The sequence below is a fragment of the Streptomyces sp. XY431 genome (assembly GCF_001279805.1).
Taxonomy (GTDB): domain Bacteria; phylum Actinomycetota; class Actinomycetes; order Streptomycetales; family Streptomycetaceae; genus Kitasatospora; species Kitasatospora purpeofusca.
Genome location: NZ_LGDO01000402.1, coordinates 1 through 17,593, shown reverse-complemented (window position 1 = coordinate 17,593; position 17,593 = coordinate 1). Strand labels below are relative to the sequence as shown.

Sequence of the window (17,593 nt, the reverse complement as noted above, 5' to 3'; positions counted from 1 at the left end):
CGAGTGTTAATTCGGCCACCTTGCTGTGACCCTCCTCCAGCCCCGGCGCCCGCACCCATCCTGGAACGTTCGTCACCGACCGAGGGGAGAATGGTGAGCGTTCCACGACGCCATGCGAGTGATCCGGATGTCATCGGCCAGACCGCTGCGCTGGTCGGGTTCCTGCGCGAGGTCGTGCAGAGCAGTCATCAGCGACTCCGGGACACGCGTTCCTGGAGTCCGCTCTGGCTGGCCGACCTGCCGGCGAAGGTGCCCAGGCCGTCCGACGACGACCGACCGTTGCTGCTGCTTGACCACGTCCCGCAGGCCGCCGCACCGGAACTCCCGCCCGTGCTGGAAGGGTGGGTGGACGAGCGGTCGTGCCAGGATGCCGACGCCGAGGATCCGCCGTTGGCGGAGGAGGGGCCGTACCGGGCCTGGGTGCCTGGGGCGGGCGCCGCCGGTCGCTGGCAGGACGGCGAGGCGACCGTTGTGAGGGAGGGTGCCGAGGAGGTCCTGCGGGCCTACGGACCGTGGCTCGCGCGCTGGCGCCTGTGGGCCGAACGGGAACGGGCCGAGCGGTCGCATCGGGAGCTCTACGAGAGGATCTACCACTGGCACCAGCAGTTGGCGCAACAGGACGACCAGTACGAACTCGTCCTTGCGGTGGGCCTGTTGTCGTGGAGCGAACCCAATGGTGGCGTGATTCACCGGCACCTGCTTTCACGGCGGGTGGAGACGCAGGTGGACCGTCGGACCGCACGGATCACCGTGCGTCTCACGGGTGGCGGGGCAGTTCGTCTGGAGGACCGTGACTTTCTCGACACGGACGACGGATGGGTTCCGGAGCGCGCTGCGGCGTTCGACGAGGAGCTTTCCACGAGGCCCCTCCACCTCCTGAGTGAGGAGGCGTTGGACTGCCTCTCCCAGTGGCAGGACCTGGTGCTGCCCCGCCCGGTGGCGTTCAGCAGCAATTGGCGCCCGCCCGCCGGGCCGGAAATCGGCGCACGACTGACCTTCGCGCCGGCCCTGATGATGCGTCCGAGGGACCGAAACGCGGTTCTGGGCTTCTACGACCGTATCGCCGAGACCGTGGTGTCCGAACGGCAGGCTCCGCTCGGGCTCGCACAGTTGGTGATGTCGCTGGATGCCGAGGACCGACAGAACTGGGGCGGGAAGTCGACGCCCGCGCTGTTCGGCGACGAGCCGCTGTTCCCCGGGAAGACCAATGCCCAGCAGCGATCCGTCCTCCAGCGACTGCAGCGCGACACCGGCGTGGTGGTGCAGGGGCCGCCGGGAACGGGCAAGACGCACACCATCGCCAACCTGGTCTCCGCGCTCTTGGCGCAGGGCCAGCGTGTGCTCGTCACCAGCGCGAGGGACCAGGCATTGACGGTCCTCCGGGACAAGCTGCCCCCGGCCGTGCGGGACCTGTGCATCCTCCTGCTCAGCAGCACCAGTCAGGACGGAGCCGACGAGCTCGAACGCACCATCAACGCGTTGAGCGATCAGGTGGCGGCGGGTGACACCGATCAACTACGGGACGAGATCCGCCGCCTGACCCAACGCCGGTACGAGGTGCGCAGCCGGATCAAGCTGCTGACCGAGCAGGTGGTCGCGCTGCGGGAAGCCGAGGTCTACCAGCACCCTGAGGTCGCGCCGGGCTACTCGGGAACGCTCGCGGCGATCGTTCGGAAGGTGCAGGAGGAGGCGGTGCGGTTGAACTGGATCGGAAGGTTGCCGGACCGGGCGCCCGTCGCACCCCCACTGTCGCCCGTCCAGGCGGAGGAACTGCTCGCACTGCTGAGGGAGGGTGCCGGGAGCTGGACGGAGTCCGGGGTGTACCCGTCGGTCGAGACGCTGCCGACGCCCGGCCAGGTCGCGGCGGCCCTTGCGGCGAGCCAGCTGAGTGTCAACGGGCTCTCACCGGCAGCGGTCGAGGTACGGAACCTGCTGGCCGCGCTGGAGACCTCCAGGACCGACGAGCTGGCGGGGCTACTCGGTTCCGGTCGAAGCCGGTTGCACCGGTTGGGCGTTCCGTGGGAGGCCACGCGCTGGGGAACCGAGAATTGGGCGGCGCGTGCCCTGACGGATCGGCTCGCCCGGCACAATCCTGATCTCTGGCGACGTGTTACGGATGTCGAGGGTGTCCTGTCCGACGTCACTGATGCCCTCGAACGGGTCGGTCTGCGGACGGTCGTTCTCCCGGGTTCCCTGACACCGGATCGTGCCCAGCGTATGGCGTCCACGATTCCGGCTCTGGTGAACTACCTCTCCGGGGGCCGCCAGCTGCGTACGCGCTTCGCGTCGAGGGCTCAGCGGGAGGCCGACGAACTGCTCAGCACCTGTCGGGTGGACGGGAACGTGCCGGCCTCCGCGGACGACCTTCGCGCCGTGCTCGCGCACCTGCAGGCCCATGCGGCACTGGCGGCCGTCGCCACCCGCTGGGAGCAGGTGGGAGCGGCCCTGGCGGAGGGGCCGCTGGAAGTTCGGCTGGCCGTGCTGCGCGAGCGGTACCGGCAGCTGGCCGAGATCGACGCCTTCGGTCTGGTCCGCGAGCAGGTCGACGAGGTCCTCGTTCGTCACGGTGTCTACCTCGACCTGACCCGACCGGAGGGGTGGCAGGACTTCGCTGAGGCCGCGTCGGCCTTGGCAGGACGGCAGCGTGCCGAAGAGGCATCGACGCGGTTGGTCCGTTGGGAGGGTCTCCTGCGTGATGGGGACGACGGTTCGGCGCCGCCGACCGAGGCGATCGCCATGGCCCAGGCTCTCCGGGACCGCGACGTCGACCGGTATGCGAAGGAGCTCGAAGCCCTCGCGGCGGCGCAGCAGCGGGACCGGCGGAGGCGACGCTGTGCAGAGTTGGTCGATCATCTCCGCAGCGTGTCGCCCGGGCTCGCGGGCCGACTGGAAGCCGAGGCGGACGATCCGGCCTGGGACGAGCGGCTCGGACGGCTCCGCGAGGCCTGGGCGTGGGCGAAGGCGTGCGAGTTCATCGACGACGAACGCGCGCCGGGCCGGGAGCAGCGCCTGGACGGTGAGCTGACCGAGCACGAGGCGAAGCTGGAGGCGCTCACGGGGGACCTGGCCGCCGCGCACGGCCGACTCCACTGCCTCGTCCGGATGACCGCGGAGCAGCGCTCGGCGCTGCAGGCATACCGCACGCACATGGCCTCGTTCGGAAAGGGAAAGGGCAAGAACGCGGCCCACTTCAAAGCGGCCGCCCGCAGCGCGATGGACATCGCCCAAGGGGCGGTGCCGGCCTGGGTGATGCCCATCGCACGGGTGGCGGAGATGATCCGGCCGAGGCAGGACGCGTTCGACGTGGTGATCGTCGACGAGGCCAGTCAGGCCGGCATGGATGCGCTCTTCCTCCTCTGGCTCGCACCGCGGATCATCGTGGTCGGCGACGACAAGCAGTGCACGCCCCCGGTCACCGGATTCGGGCGCACCCAGCAGATCCAGGACCGTCTGACCGCGCACCTTCCGGAAGTTCCGGCACACCTGCGGCAGCTGTACATGCCGCACTCCAACTTGTACCAGCTGCTGTCGGCGCTCTTCCCGTCGACGATCCGCCTGCAGGAGCACTTCCGCTGCATGCCCGAGATCATCGGCTGGTCCTCCGCGACCTTCTACACACCGCCGGGCCTCATCCCGCTCAGGCAGTACGGCGGTGAGCGGCTCGACCCACTGCTGACGCACTACGTCGAAGGCGGGGTCGCCGAAGGACGCGACAGCCGGATCCGGAACCCCAAGGAAGCCGCGGCGATTGTGGACTGCCTCGCCGAGCTGACCGCAGATCCGACCTACGAGAACAAGACCATGGGAGTCATTGTGCTCCAGGGCACGTTCGGCCAGGTCAAACTGCTGGAGCAGCTGATCGAGCAGCGCCTGCCCGCCCCGGTTCGGGAACGCCACCGCATCCGGGTCGGCACACCGGCCCAGTTCCAGGGCGACGAGCGGCACGTCATCCTGTTGTCGATGGTCGTGGACCGGGTCCGGCGGATCGCAGGCGGCCTGCGCAGCGAACAGCAGGCCTACAACGTTGCGGCCAGCCGGGCCCAGGACCAGATGCGGCTCTTCTTCTCCGTGCCGCCGGACGCCCTCAAGTCCGGTGACCTACGGCTGAATCTGCTCAGCTACATGCAGAACCCGCCGGCTGCGCTCGCCGAGGCCGACGACATCGGTCCGGTGCTGCCCGACGTCCGGCGGGCACCCTTCGACTCGCTCTTCGAACAGCAGGTCTACCTGCGGTTGAAGCAGCGCGGGTACCACGTTGTGCCGCAGTACCCGGCCGGGAGCAAGCGCATCGACCTTGTGGTGGTCGGTGCCCGGGGCCGCCTCGGTGTGGAGTGCGACGGCGACCATTACCACTCGACCCTCGACCAGCTCAGGTACGACCAGCAGCGGGACCGTGAACTCCAGCGGGTCGGCTGGAGGTTCTGGCGTATCCGCGAGAGCGAGTTCAGGTTCGACCCGGACGAGGCCTTGGCGGGCCTGTGGCCGGAGCTCGACCGGCAGGGCATCCACCCGGCCGATTACTCCCGGCAGACCGTCATGTCGGAGGACACCCAGCCATGGACGGCTCTCGAACTGCCCGCCGGTGACGAGCTCCCCGATGAGGGAGCAGGGGATCACGAGCCGGAGAGAGTGCAGAGCGCCGACAGTCGCGTCGGAATGCCTGCGGGAACCACCCCTGAATCGAACGCCGAATCGACGGAAGGAACGACATGACCCAGTCCCGGACCCAGCAGCACGGTCTCGCCCTGGACGAGAACACCCTGCAGGAGCTCGCCCGTGTCGTCGCGGGTGATGACGACCTCTACTACCGCCGCGGCTTCGAGATCGCCGCCTTCCTCAAGCGGGCCGGCTGGCAGGAGGTACCCGAGTACGACGGCCAGTACCGCAGGGAGTGGGCGACCGAACTGCTGATCGGGCGGCGGGACCAGCCCGGCGAGATCGAGAAGGTACTGCTCAGGCTGGCAGACCCCCGCGAGTACCTCGACGAGCCCGAGCTGCTCGGCGAGGTTGTGGCAGCGGTGAACACCTTCCTCATCCACGAGGGTTTCCGGCTGGAGAACCCCGGTGGCGCCGCCCGGCTGGTTCCGTGCGACCCGGCGCTGGCCCACCCGGCGCACTACGGGTCCTCCGAGCTCAAGGTCGTGATGACGGACCTCATCGCCGACGAGGCGATGGCCGAGTTGCTCCAGTGGCGTTTGGACGAGGCCCGGACCTGCTACGCCAACGGGGCCCATGTCGCGGCGATCATCATGCTCGGATCGCTGATGGAGGGCGTGCTCCTCCGGACCGTCGTGGAGCGGGACGCGTCCCTCCTCGGGCGGGACTCGGAGGACAGCGTCAGCCTGGACAGGTTGATCAAGGCTTGCTACCGCGCCGGATGGATCGGCGCGGACGCCGAGAAGTTCAGCCACGAACTGCGCAAGTACCGGAACTTCGTCCACCCCAAGGCTGAGGCCCGTGAGAACCACCGGCCGGACCGCGACACGTTGGGCATTTGCTGGCAGGTGGTCAACGCCGCGCTCAACGACCTCGCCGAAACGCACCCGAACCGTGCCAGGTAGCCCGACCAGGGGCCTGCCGACATCAACGATGCGATCCACAACCTGATCAGGGGAGAGATGATGGGGAAGAACGCAGCAGCCGTCCTGAGGGACCTCGTCAAGCCGTGGAACGTCGCGATCCACTCGACCTCCGGCCTGGCAGGAAGCGTCGCCGAGGTGTCCGACGCGGACGACAAGGATCGGCGCGGGAAGAACCAGGAAGTGCTTCGCCGGAAGCCGGGGCTGCGCGCCGTGCCCGTGCGAGACCGCGGGCAGTCGATCGAGCTCACGCCGTGGACGTTGCTGCACACGCTCGGCAGGGCGAACGTCCTGGCCAGGCAGGGCGCCGGCAGGGGGCTGGCCGAACACTGGGCAAGCCTCAAGTACTGCCAGGCGCTCAACGGCAACCACGGGCGCTTCATGACCCTCTCCGACGAGGGTCGCAACCCGATCCGCCACTACAAGGCGGTCCAGTCGGGTGAGTTGGGCATCGGGTTCGCCCTGGCCGTCGCTCAGGAGGTGCTCCGGCGACGGCACCCCGACCACTCGGTGTCCGTCATCGACGCCGAGATCGCCCTGCGCGCAGGGTGGACGCTGACCGGCAAGGAGGACTCGGCTCTCCGGGCGCTCAAGCGTCCGCACTTCTTCCTGGAGGTCTGGAAGCCGGGCGCGCCCTCGAAGGTCGTGTTGGTCGCCTGCAAGGGAACGCACGGGAAGCCCGCGCAGGTGCACGCCCAACTGTCCACCGCGGCAGTGCACGTGGAGGCGGTCCACCTCGGCAGGCCGGACGGGACGCCGGCCATGGTGTTCGGTACGGAGATCCCGGGCAAGGACCCCGTCACTCTCCACCTGCTGGAGGCGGCCGGAAGCGGGTCGCTGCTCCGCCCCGCCGGAGTCGGCGAGGTCGATCTGGACACCCCGCCGGAGGACCGCGCCGTCGTACCGGGTATCGACCTCGCGTGGGGGACGGGTGATGAGCCGCGGATGGTGCCCGGATTCCATGTCCGGCCGGAGGACTACGGATGGTTCCGTCGTGTCCTCGCGCACGCGGACGCGGCTGGTCTGATGGCCTTCAGCGGAGGGGGTGAACCCACCGCGAAGTACCTGTCGAAGCGTCAGGGGAAGCGCCATTTCGAGCAGTACACGCATGCCGGCACGGGGATCGTCCAGGACATCGCGTACTCGGTGCATGGCGTCGACTTCGTGGGTACGGACCACGTCTTCCGGTTGAACGGCACGCGGGTGGAGGCGTTCTCCGGGATCGCGAGGGACCTGTTCAAGGACCTCGCGGCCGGCCGGGTCGAGGAGTACCGGCGAGGCGCCTACGCTCTCCGTGAGGAGTGGTCCGACGAACAGTGGGACGCCAAGTGGAACGGGCCGGTCTCATTGAGCCGGGACGGCTCGGTGCTGGCGATCCGCGTCCTGGGCTGACACTTGGTCGACGGACAATTAATTCGGTGGCTCAGGCGGGAGGTTCGGCCTCCCGCCTGAGTCACCAAGCGCCGGGAGGCTCGACAACGCGGGAGCGGAAGCTGCAGGACGGCTCCGGTGTCCTGCCACGCACCTTACTGCGGGCGTCAGTCAGGGACGCATGGTGCTGTTGCGGCGGTACGGGCGGGGCTCGGGTGCAATCATGATGAGGCCCAGGGGGGCGCCGGATGGTCGGAACGAGGTAGGAGTGGTACGTGGCGGACAGGCAACGGACCCTTCGCAAGCCCAAAGCCGTCCTCGCGGATGCCGAGCGACTCCACGCGGCCGCGCTCGCGGTCACCGAGGATCACCGGAGTGCCGTCGCGCAGGTGACCCGGGCAGCAACCGCGCTGAGGGACCGGCTGGTTCGCGACGAACTGGAAACCGTCCCCGTTGCCCGACTCAGGGACGTGACTGCGGGACGCCTCAGGGTCGGTGCGTTGGAGGCCGCGGGTTTCAGCACCGTCCAGCGGATCGTTGATGCCTCCGCGTACTCGCTGCAACTGGTCCCGGGAATCGGTGCGCAGACGGCTGCCCAGACCATTGCCGCTGCTCGCCGGATCGCCGAGGCGGCCGAGCAGAGCGTGGCGGTCCGGCTCGACGTCGACCACCAGGACGCCACGAGCACGGCACTGGTCACCGCGCTTCAGCGGCTCGTCGTCGCCGGTCCCGAGGCGGCCCGCGCCGATGAGGTCGCGCAGCGCGTTGTCGGCGAGGTCGCCGCCCTCGTCGCCGCGGCTCAACCGGCCCGGGGAGTCATCCGCGGTCTGTTGGCCGGGCGGCAGCGCAAGCAGGAGGCCCTCGCCGCCGTCGAGCAGCTCACGGCTCTGCTCGCCGAGTCGGAGGCGCAGGCGATACCGATGCTCTTCGCACAGGCTTCGGCGGACCTCCTGCGGCCGCCGGCGTCCGAGGTCGAGGCGTGGACGGACTTCGAGTACCGCTCGGCCGAGTTCTACGGCGTTCTCGGCGAGGTCGCGGGACTCGCTCCGGATGAGGTCAGCGCGTCCGAGGGCTTTCTGCCCGAGGAACTGTCCAACGGCGTCCGGGCCGAGCCGCTGGACGAAACGCAGTTCAAGGTCTCACTCCGCGGCTACCAGGCCTTCGGAACCCGATTCGCCCTCAGGCAGAAGCGGGTGATCATCGGCGACGAGATGGGCCTGGGGAAGACCGTTCAGGCGATCGCCGCGATGGCGCACCTCCGGGCGCGAGGGAGCACACACTTCCTCGTCGTCTGTCCGGCGAGCGTCCTCATCAACTGGACCCGGGAGATCGAGACCTGGAGCAGTCTGCGCGCCTACCGGTTCCACGGCCCGGAGCGGGAACCGGCACGGGCCGAGTGGATCCGCGACGGAGGCGTCGTGGTGGTGACATTCGACGGCCTCCGCCAGCTGGAAGTCCCTCCGGAACAGGCCGTGGGAATGGTCGTGGTCGATGAAGCCCACTACGTCAAGAACCACGCGGCGCAGCGCTCCCAGGCGGTAGCCGCGTGGACCGACCGTGTCGAGAGGGTGCTCTTCCTCACCGGTACTCCGATGGAGAACCGGGTCGAGGAGTTCCGCAACCTGGTGCACTACCTCCAGCCCGAACTGCTGTCCCGGATCGACAACGGCTCGACCGCGGTCGGTCCGAAGTCGTTCCGGAAGGCGGTCGCTCCGGCCTACCTCCGCCGCAACCAGAAGGATGTCCTCACCGAGCTTCCTGATGCCGTTCACGTCGACGAGTGGGAGGAGTTCACGCCGGCCGACTTCGCGGCGTACCGGGCCGCCGTTACCGCCGGGAACTTCATGGCCATGCGCCGCGCCGCGTACGCGGACCCCGCGCGGTCGGCGAAACTTCAGCGACTGCGGGAGATCGTCGAGGAGGCTGCCGACAACGGCCGGAAGGTCGTGGTGTTCTCGTTCTTCCACGATGTCCTGGCGGCCGTCCGGGGATCACTGGGCCGAGGGGTGTTCGGTCCGATCGACGGCAGTCTCCCGGCGGTGCGGCGCCAGGACGTGGTGGACCGGTTCGCCGCGGTGGCGGGCCACGCGGTGCTGCTGAGCCAGATCCAGGCCGGTGGTGTGGGGCTGAACATCCAGGCGGCCTCGGTCGTCATCCTGTGCGAACCGCAGGTGAAGCCCACCTTGGAGAGCCAGGCCGTGGGCCGGTCCCAGCGCATGGGCCAGGTCCGGCGCGTCCAGGTGCACCGGCTGCTCGTCGCGGACAGTGTCGATCAGCGGATGCTGGAGATCCTGCGGGCAAAGGACCGGCTCTTCGACGAGTACGCGCGTCGGAGCGAGGTGGCGGAGTCGACGCCGGAGGCTGTGGATGTTTCGGAGCAGTCGTTGGCGGTTCGGATCGTGGAGGAGGAACAGCTCCGGCTGGCTGCCCTGCCGCTTGACTGAGCTCGGCGTCCACACCGCGGCCGCCACGGGGTCGGCAGAGGCACGTGTTTCCGCCGACCCGGGCAGGTCGGGGCGGACGGGTTGCCATTGCCGGGATCGGGAAGTGCGGTGACCCGTCGGCGGTCCGGGCGCGGCGGGCGGGTGGTCAGGCCGGGGTCAGGGCGGATTCGTCGAGGCCGTCGAGGATGAAGCCGTTGTCGAAGCGGACCCGGTAGCTGGTTCGGGTGCCGGTGCCGGTGCCGGGGGCTCCGGCGGCGATGACGCGTTGGCGGAGGTCGTCGATCAGACCGGCCGCGAAGCTGTCCAGGCGGGCGCCGCGGAGTTGTTCGTCGAAACTCGCGCGGAGGGCGTCGGAGGCGCCGGCGGAGTCCTGGGCGGCGCCGGTGACGGTGCCGGTCAGGCCGGTGGCGAGGGAGAGGGGGCCGGGGGAGCCGATGCCGGCGGCCCTGCCGTCGGCGGTGACCGGAACGTCCCTGGTCAGCTTCACCCTGGCACCGATCGCGTACGGCATGGTGGTCCCCCCTCGTTCGAACACTGTCCTGTCCGGGCAAGCGTAGTCGGGGTGTTGTGGGGGGAAAGGGTGTTCGGTGTCGTTCGGTGCGGCCGGTCGTGCCGCCAGCCCCGGGGGCCGGCGGCGAACACCCGGGCGTCGGCCGGGCGGGTGCCCGTCGGCGCGGGAACACCCCATGGGGCCGTTCCAACCGCTATCCAGGGTTCATGCCGCTCTCGCACCCCAGCAGTACCGGAGGATTCCCCGGACGGCGCTCCGCGCCCGGCGGCGGTGCGGCATGTCGGTGAGGCGGCCCGGCCCCCGGCGCCCGGACCCCCGGAGTCCGAGTGCCCCCGCGACCGGTGCGGGCCCCGTGCTGCGCCGGCTCTCCGACTACGCCTGGCGGCTGCTCGCCGTCGCGGTGGCCGCGTACCTGGTGCTGACGGTGCTGGGGCGGTTCCACCTGATCACGCTGGCCGGCTTCCTCGCGCTGGTGATCACCTCGGTGGTCCGGCCGCTGGTCGATCTGGCCGGCCGGGTCGTCCCCCGCCCGCTCGCCGTGCTGATCGGCCTGGCAATCGCGATCCTGGTGCCGGCCGGCCTGCTCGCCCTGATCGGCGAGACCGTGGCGAACGACGTGGACCGCCTGAGCCGGGAGTTCCAGGGCGGTCTGGACCGCCTGGAGAAGGCGCTGGAGGGCGCGCCGCTCCACCTCGCGCCCGAGACCTTCGACGACCTCCAGCGGAAGGTCGCCGACTTCGTCTCCGAGCACCGCTCGACCCTGATCAGCACGGCCCTCAGTGGTGCCGGGCGGCTGGTCGAGGTGGGGACCGGCGCCGCGCTCGCGGTTTTCATGTCGGTGTTCTTCCTGCACTCCGGGGACCGGATGTGGCGGTGGACCGCCGCCCAGTTCCCGGCCGCCGCCGGGGAGCACCTCGACCGGGGCGGCCAGGTGGCCTGGCGGACCTTCGCCGGCTACACCCGGGGCATCTTCGTCGTCGCCGCGACCAACGCGGTGATGGTCGGCATCGCCCTGTACTTCCTGGGCGTGCCGCTGGCCCTGCCGTTGACCGTGCTGGAGTTCTTCGCGTCCTTCGTCCCGCTGGTCGGCTCGCCGATCGCGATGCTGGTCGCCTCCGTGGTGGCACTGGCCGCCCGGGGGCCGGTGATCGCGGTCGTGGTGCTGCTGCTGATCGTGGTGATCGGCCAGATCGAGGGCCATCTGCTCCACCCGCTGGTGATGAGCAGGGCGGTCAGCCTGCACCCGGTGGTGGTCGCCGTCTCGGTGCTCGCGGGAAGCATCGCGGCGGGGGTCATCGGCGCGGTGGTCGCGGTGCCCCTGGTCTCGGTGCTCTGGGCGGTCCACGCCGACCGGCGGGGTCCGGCGCGGTGACCCGGGCCGGGCCCGGGGCGGTTCAGCGGGCGCTGCCGAGGTTCCGGTCGGCGTCGCTGCCCTCCAGCATGAGGGTGGTCTCCTCGATGCGGCGGAAGCGGCCGTCGGGGGCGAACTCGGCGAAGAGGTAGACCTCCATCCGGACGGTGGAGCCGTCGGTCTTGACGACCTCCATGGTGTGTCGGTCGGCGTAGCGGTCGCCGTCGGCGAGCTCGTCGTGCACCGCGACCGATCCGCCGGCGACGACGGTGCGCAGGTGGGCGATGTGGGCGAGGAACTCGGTGCGGTCCGCCCAGCTGCCGTCGGTGCGCTGGCGGTAGTCGGGGGCGAAGTGCCGGTCGGCGGCCTCGTCGAGGTCGAGGCCCGGGGTGAGGAGGAGATCGGTGAGGGCGGCGCGGATGTCGGTGCGGGTGGTGGTGGCGGCGGTGCGGTTCATGGGTTCCTCCGGTGGGGTGACGGGTGCCCTTGCGAGTCCAATGCGTGCTTGAAGCACGCTTGTGACTGTAGCAGGGGAAGCGTGCCCCGCGCACGCTAATCTTCAGGGGTGACCGATACGACAGGACAGGACATCGCCGACGCCCTCGGGCTGCTCCTCCGGCGCAGCACCCGCACCAACCTCCACGCCCGGCTGACCGAGGGACTGGGCGAGGGGGTCGACGACCTCACCTACCCGGTCCTCAGCGGCCTCGCCCGCACCGGCCCGCTCAGCGCCGCCGACCTCGGCCGCGAGATCGGGCTCGACCGCACCACCGTCACCCGCCGCGCCGACCGCCTGGAACGCACCGGCCTGCTCGAACGCCGCCCCGACCCGGCCGACGGCCGCGCGACCCTGCTCGCGCTCACCGACGACGGTCAGGACGTCGTCGCCGTGACCCGCCGACGACTGGCCGCCGACATCGAGACCTCCCTCGCCGACTGGCCGCCGGCGGAGGCCCGGACCTTCGCCCGCCTCCTGCGCCGCTTCCTCGACGAGGGGCCGTTCGCCCCCGACCGCGACTGACCCCGCCGCCCGACAGCCTCTCCGCGGGGATCGGCCGATGCGACGGGGTGTCATGACCGGGGCTCTCGATCCGGAGAGACGCTCCGGACGGGCCCCGGGTCCGGGTGGCCGCGCGCTACGCCGCCAGGCTCCGCGCCGCGTCGCGGATGACGTCGAGCACGAAGTCCGGGTGCGACAGCATCGGCACGTGGCTGCTGTCGACGGCGTAGGTCTTCGCGCCCATGCGTTCGGCGGCCGCCCGCTCCAGGTCCGGGTTCACGGTGCGGTCGTTGTTCGCGACGATGTACCAACTGGGCTTCGTGCGCCAGGCGGTGCCCGGGACCTGCTGGCCGAACAGGTCCGCGACGGGCACCGCGCCCGTCGCCAGGACGAGCTTCTGCTCCTCCTCCGGCAGATCGCCGCAGAAGTCGCCGATGCCCGCCTCGGTGAGCCAGATGCGGCCGCCGGAGATGTCGAGGCGCTCGAAGACGGGTGTGCTGGGGAACTTGCTCTGCTGGTCCTGCGAGGTCTCGTCCTCGTCGGGGGCGAGCGCGGCGATGTAGACCAGCGCGCCCACGCGGTCGTGGACGCCGGCCTTGGTGATCAGGGTGCCGCCGTAGGAATGCCCGACGAGCACCACCGGGCCGGGCACGTGGTCGATGGAGCGGGTGACGCACGCGACGTCGCCCTCCAGCGAGTCCAGGCCGTGCTGCGAGCACGCCACCGTGTGGCCCTCGGCCTGGAGCGTGGGGACGAGCCTGTTGAAGCACGAGCCGTCGGCCCAGAGGCCGTGGGCGAAGACGATGCTGGCCTTGGTCGTCATGATGTCCTCCTGCGTCGATGTTGAGCCATGACGGAAACCGTTGGGGCCGAAGCCCACTCCAGCCTCGGGTGTGCCCCCGACTTCCGCGCCCCCAGCCGGGCGCACGGTGCATCCGAACGGGTGGCCGGACCGGGGCCGAGGACACCCGGCGGTTACCGTGACTGCAGCGCTGCTCCCCACCGCACCCAGGAGGCCCCGCATGGCGATCCGGCGCATGGACAACGTCCTCATCGTCGTCGAGGACCTCGACGCCGTCGTCGCGTTCTTCGTCGAGCTCGGGATGGAACTGGAGGGATCGGGGCCGCTGGACTGGCCCGGGGCGGAGCGTGTCATCGGCCTCCAGGACGTCCGCCAGGACGTCGCGATGCTGCGGGTCCCGAACGGTCCCGGCCGGGTGGAGCTGGCGCGGTTCCACCGGCCGAAGGCGATCGCCCCCGAACCGAAGGACGCCCCGGCGAACACGCTCGGCCTGCGCCGCGTCATGTTCGCCGTCGACGACATCGAGGACGTCGTCGCCCGGCTGCGCACCCGCGGCGGCGAACTCGTCGGCGAGATCGTTCAGTACGAGAACGTCTACCGGCTCTGCTACGTCCGCGGCCCCGAGGGCATCGTCGTCGGCCTCGCCGAGGAACTCGGCTGACGTCCACCGAGTGCTTCACCCGGGGTAGTCGGGCGGGACGTCCGGCCGACGGCCTCGGGCGTCACTGACCGGAGCCGGCCGGAGACGTCATGGTCGGGGGCGCGGTCGAGGGACGCCGCCGGCCAGGCGCGGAAGGCTCCCCGGGGCTCAGCACTGCCAGAGGAACACCGCGTCGGTGCAGGGGGAGCAGACGAAGGCGTAGGCCCGGCCGCTGCCGAAGTTCATGGCGGTGAGGGGATCGGGCCCCTCCTGGAGCTGGACGGCGAGCCGCATCGGCTCCGCGCAGCTCGCGCAGCTCGGTGTCTGGTCGTACTGGAGCCAGGCCGGTGTGCCGTTGAGCTGCCCGAGGACGTGGTTCCGGGGGCGGCCGGCCCGTGCCGCCCAGGCGGCGCGGGCACTGTCGAAGTCCTGGGCTTCCGGCAGGAGTTGGGGTTCGGCGGCGCGGGTGGCGCCGAGGAGCAGGACCTCCTCCTCGAACTCCTCCTCGAACTCGTCCTCGTCCTCGTCCGGGGCGTCGAGGTCGTCGTCCTCATCGTCCTCGTCCTCGTCCTCGTCGAGGTCGGCCGGCACCGGAAGGGGGATCGGCGCCAGTCCCCGGGCCGGGAGGATCAGCGCGAGGTTGGCACCCGAGCGGGCCTCCCAGTCCTGACAGACACCCGGACGGTTCTGGCAGGCGAACAGCACCAGCACCCGGTCCTGTGGCCCCGGAGATCCGGCGACGGCGGCGCCGGACCCGTCCAGCACGATCTGCGCGAGGAACTGCAGCGGGCCGCCGCAATCGGCACAGGACGGCCAGGCGGTGCCGGGCGGGGCGAGCGGTACGCCGCCGGTGCGCGTGACCGTCGCGTCGGCCGCGACCGGGCCGCCCTCGGTGATCAGGGTCGTCATACGGCCCGACTGTAGGACACCGCGCCGACAGTGCCGGGCCGCCGTCGGCCCCGTCGGCCCCGTCCGACCGCAGCTCAGGCACCGGGGGCTTGGCAGGTGGGAGGGGGAGTCTTGTATCGTTCTTCGCGAATCATCCAGAGGGGTGGAGGGACCGGCCCTACGAAGCCCCGGCAGCTCCCCGTTCGACCCGGCGTCCGAAGTACGCGCCGTGCCGTGCGGGATCAGTGCCAACTCCGGCCTGTCGCCAATGTGGCGCGGGAAAGATGAGGAGACACGGTGCTCTCTGTGCTGTCCTTCCCCCGGGCGCTTCCCGTCCCGGACCTTTCGCGTACCCGTCTCGTGCCCGGCGCAGGCACTCGGCCCACTTCTGCGGCTCGCCCTCGCTGACCACCCCCCCGGCTCCCCACGGGGGGCCTCCGTGAGCGTGCCCCCGGGCGGCTCACGGGATCTGAGACGGAGACATCCATGGAGAACACGAGCGGCGTCGGCGTGCTCGACAAGGTCACCTCGATCCTCGGCACCCTGGAGGCCGGTCCGGCCACCCTGGCCGGACTCGTAGCCGTGACCGGCCTGGCCCGGCCCACGGCGCACCGGCTCGCCGTCGCACTCGAACAGCACCGGCTGGTCGCCCGGGACGTGGAGGGCCGGTTCATCCTCGGCCCCCGGCTCGGCGAGCTGTCGGCGGCCGCCGGGGAGGACCGGCTGCTGGCCGCCGCCGGCCCGGTCCTCGCCCGGCTGCGCGACGTCAGCGGGGAGAGCGCCCAGCTCTACCGCCGGCAGGGCGGCGTCCGGATCTGCGTGGCCGCCGCCGAGCGCCTGTCCGGCCTGCGCGACACCGTCCCGGTGGGGGTCACCCTGCCGATGAAGGTCGGCGCCGCCGCCCAGGTCCTGCTGGCCTGGGAGGAGCCCGAGCGGCTCCACCGGGGTCTCCAGGGGGCCCGCTTCACGGCGACGGCGCTGAGCGGTGTCCGGCGACGTGGCTGGGCCCAGTCGATCGGGGAACGCGAGCTCGGGGTCGCCTCCGTCTCCGCGCCGGTCCGGGGGCCGGCCAACCGGGTGGTGGCCGCCGTCACGGTCTCCGGTCCGATCGAACGGCTCACCCGCCACCCCGGCGCCCTTCTCTCGCAGACGGTCGTCGAGGCGGCCGACCGTCTCACCGAGGCGCTCCGCCCCACCTGACGGGCCCCGGCCGCCCCGGCCGCGGGGGGTGTCCGCCCCCGCGGCCGAGGGTGGGTCAGCGCAGGCTGTCCAGGTCGATGCTGTCCGCCATGACGCGGTATCCGAGCGGCCCGGGGTGGAGGTGGTCGCCGGCGTGGTAGCCGTCCGGGATCGCGCCGGTGCCCTCGGGGTCGATGGCGCGGTCGAAGTCGGCCACCGCGTCGTACGCGCCGGAGGTGCGGATCCACTCATTCAGGTCGCGGCGCAGCCGGTCGGTCTGCGCGGTCCAGAACGGTGCGCCGCCGAAGGGCATCAGGGTGGCGCCGACTGCCTTGACGCCCCGGGCGTGGGCGGCCCGGATCAGGGTGCGGTGGGCGTCGATCAGCCGCTGGAGGGTCACCGGCGGGTCGTCGCGGTCCACGCCGCAGATCTGGTCGCCGCTGCGGAGGATGTCGTTCATGCCGTGCGAGACGATGACCGTGCCGACGTTCGGCCGGTCGAGCACGTCGCGCCGGAAGCGACTCAGGGCGCTGTCCCCGGCGCAGGCGGAATCGGCGAGCATCTTGTTCGAGCCGATGCCGGCGTTGAGCACCGGTCGCGGCCGGCCGGCGGCGGTGAGCCGCTCGGCGAGGAGGTCGGGGTAGCGGTCGTCGCCGTCGACGGTGGCGCCGAAGCCGTCGGTGGTGGACTCGCCGAACGCCACCACCGCCCTGCCCACGGGCCGCCCGCCGGTGACCTCGACCCCGCCGAGGTAGTACCAGGAGCCGTACCCGGGCCGGACGGCGTCGGTGAACGCCGCCGCGCCGGTGTCCCCGCGGTGGTCGCCGTCGGCCCGGTAGGTCGTGGTCATGGACAGCTGGTGGTAGGTGGCCGGGCCGGTCGGGCCGTCGAACCAGAGGGTCAGTGCCACCCGGTCGCGGGCCGCCACCGGCAGCGGCACCGGATCGCTGACGACCTCTCCGCCCGCGGGGACGACGACGGAGTCCCGGTGCCCGAAGCGCAACGGCAGCACCGTCCCGGGGACGACGGCCGCCCCGTCGGTCGCCCGGCCGACACTGGCCCCGCTCAGCCGCAGCGGCGTCGTCCCGTAGAGATTGGACAGCCGGAACCGGACGGCCTTGCCACCCGTGCCGAGTCGCACCACCTGCCGCACCGACTGGTGGTCGAAGCCCTGCACGGCCCAGGTCCGGAACCACGGCGCCGCGGAGGGCCGCATCATCGGCGCGGACCACGCGGCCGACCAGCGCTGCGGGTGCGCCGAGGCCGCGCCCCCGGTGGTGGTGGCGGCGGTGGCGGAGGCGGAAGTGGGGACGGAGGTGGCGGTGACGGACAGGGCGGCGGTCAGCGCGGCGACGGAAGCGGCGCGGGCGAACGGGTTCATGGAGCGCTCCTCGGGAAGGTCGGTAGGTCCTGCACCCCTGACCCGGGCAGGCGCGGGAATGTGACAGCGGACCGGCCCGGCCGGCCGCGATCCGGCCCGGGCGGGTGCGATTTGTTCTGGGCGCGCAGGAGGAGTACTGTCGCCCAGTCGCCTGGCAGGGAGCACCGGACACGCAACAGCGCGGACGGTCCCGGGGCGGCCAATCCTCTGGAAATAACATCGTCACCCGGCTTCGGGTTTCTTTGACGTGTCCATTTGTGGGGATTGCGGCCGGATTCGCTTTTCGGAGCGGGGATCGGCTAGAGTTTGAAACGTCGGACGGGGCGTCAAGCCGCAGAAGACACCAGTGAGTTGGATGAAGGAAGCGCCGGGAACGGCACGGAAAACATCTGATAAGCTGGGAACACGAAAGAACGAAGCGCCCGGAGGGCCGGTGTGAAAGCCGCC

At 71.2% G+C, this 17,593-nt stretch carries 13 protein-coding genes and 1 riboswitch; of the genes, 8 read left to right on the top strand and 5 right to left on the bottom strand.

Going from position 1 to position 17,593, the window contains the following annotated elements; translation table 11 throughout:
* Positions 1-93: 93 nt before the first annotated feature.
* The 4 genes from ADK60_RS27320 (at position 94) to ADK60_RS27305 (ending at position 9,394) form a co-directional block, all read left to right on the top strand.
* Complete coding sequence (locus ADK60_RS27320; protein WP_502687464.1) at positions 94-4,713, top strand: PDDEXK-like endonuclease domain-containing protein; 4,620 nt, start codon at positions 94-96, stop codon at positions 4,711-4,713.
* Positions 4,710-5,561 carry a hypothetical protein gene (locus tag ADK60_RS27315; protein ID WP_053649496.1) on the top strand — a complete coding sequence of 284 codons (852 nt, stop codon included), beginning with the start codon at positions 4,710-4,712 and terminating at the stop codon, positions 5,559-5,561. The genes ADK60_RS27320 and ADK60_RS27315 overlap by 4 nt, the downstream gene beginning before the upstream one ends.
* Positions 5,562-5,618: 57 nt before the next feature.
* Positions 5,619-6,971 (top strand): hypothetical protein, encoded by a 1,353-nt coding sequence (locus ADK60_RS27310; RefSeq protein ID WP_053649494.1) that lies wholly within the window; start codon positions 5,619-5,621, stop codon positions 6,969-6,971.
* 254 nt (positions 6,972-7,225) lie between these two features.
* Entirely contained in the window at positions 7,226-9,394 is a 2,169-nt protein-coding gene (locus ADK60_RS27305) for a DEAD/DEAH box helicase (RefSeq protein ID WP_053649492.1), read from the top strand.
* Between the two features lie 145 nt (positions 9,395-9,539).
* On the opposite strand, the gene ADK60_RS27300 is transcribed toward ADK60_RS27305, so the two are convergent.
* On the bottom strand, positions 9,540-9,905 hold the full coding sequence (locus ADK60_RS27300; RefSeq protein ID WP_053649490.1) for a hypothetical protein: 366 nt from the start codon (positions 9,903-9,905) through the stop codon (positions 9,540-9,542).
* Positions 9,906-10,257: 352 nt separating this feature from the next.
* Here ADK60_RS27300 and ADK60_RS27295 point away from each other — a divergent pair, with 352 nt between their 5' ends.
* A complete protein-coding gene (locus ADK60_RS27295) occupies positions 10,258-11,277 on the top strand; it encodes an AI-2E family transporter (protein ID WP_053649488.1) in 1,020 nt (339 codons plus the stop codon).
* A gap of 22 nt (positions 11,278-11,299) precedes the next feature.
* Here the strand turns inward: ADK60_RS27295 and ADK60_RS27290 are convergent, their stop codons facing one another.
* Positions 11,300-11,713, bottom strand: a complete 414-nt coding sequence (locus ADK60_RS27290; RefSeq protein ID WP_053649485.1) for a nuclear transport factor 2 family protein — start codon at positions 11,711-11,713, stop codon at positions 11,300-11,302.
* Between the two features lie 108 nt (positions 11,714-11,821).
* Here ADK60_RS27290 and ADK60_RS27285 point away from each other — a divergent pair, with 108 nt between their 5' ends.
* The gene (locus tag ADK60_RS27285; protein WP_053649483.1) at positions 11,822-12,277 is read left to right on the top strand and encodes a MarR family winged helix-turn-helix transcriptional regulator; all 456 of its coding nucleotides are present in this window, start codon (positions 11,822-11,824) and stop codon (positions 12,275-12,277) included.
* A gap of 115 nt (positions 12,278-12,392) precedes the next feature.
* Here ADK60_RS27285 and ADK60_RS27280 read toward each other — a convergent pair whose 3' ends face one another.
* A complete protein-coding gene (locus ADK60_RS27280) occupies positions 12,393-13,079 on the bottom strand; it encodes an alpha/beta fold hydrolase (protein ID WP_053649480.1) in 687 nt (228 codons plus the stop codon).
* Positions 13,080-13,278: 199 nt separating this feature from the next.
* On the opposite strand from ADK60_RS27280, the gene ADK60_RS27275 reads away from it, so the two are divergent.
* The gene (locus ADK60_RS27275; RefSeq protein WP_199839774.1) at positions 13,279-13,719 is read left to right on the top strand and encodes a VOC family protein; all 441 of its coding nucleotides are present in this window, start codon (positions 13,279-13,281) and stop codon (positions 13,717-13,719) included.
* Positions 13,720-13,866: 147 nt separating this feature from the next.
* Here ADK60_RS27275 and ADK60_RS45095 read toward each other — a convergent pair whose 3' ends face one another.
* Positions 13,867-14,607 (bottom strand): DUF1963 domain-containing protein, encoded by a 741-nt coding sequence (locus tag ADK60_RS45095; protein ID WP_053649479.1) that lies wholly within the window; start codon positions 14,605-14,607, stop codon positions 13,867-13,869.
* Between the two features lie 127 nt (positions 14,608-14,734).
* Positions 14,735-14,877: riboswitch (SAM riboswitch) on the top strand.
* 195 nt (positions 14,878-15,072) lie between these two features.
* Here ADK60_RS45095 and ADK60_RS27265 point away from each other — a divergent pair.
* A complete protein-coding gene (locus ADK60_RS27265; protein WP_045939772.1) occupies positions 15,073-15,786 on the top strand; it encodes an IclR family transcriptional regulator in 714 nt (237 codons plus the stop codon).
* Positions 15,787-15,841: 55 nt separating this feature from the next.
* On the opposite strand, the gene ADK60_RS27260 is transcribed toward ADK60_RS27265, so the two are convergent.
* On the bottom strand, positions 15,842-17,146 hold the full coding sequence (locus ADK60_RS27260; protein WP_079008715.1) for an SGNH/GDSL hydrolase family protein: 1,305 nt from the start codon (positions 17,144-17,146) through the stop codon (positions 15,842-15,844).
* Between the last annotated feature and the right edge of the window lie 447 nt (positions 17,147-17,593).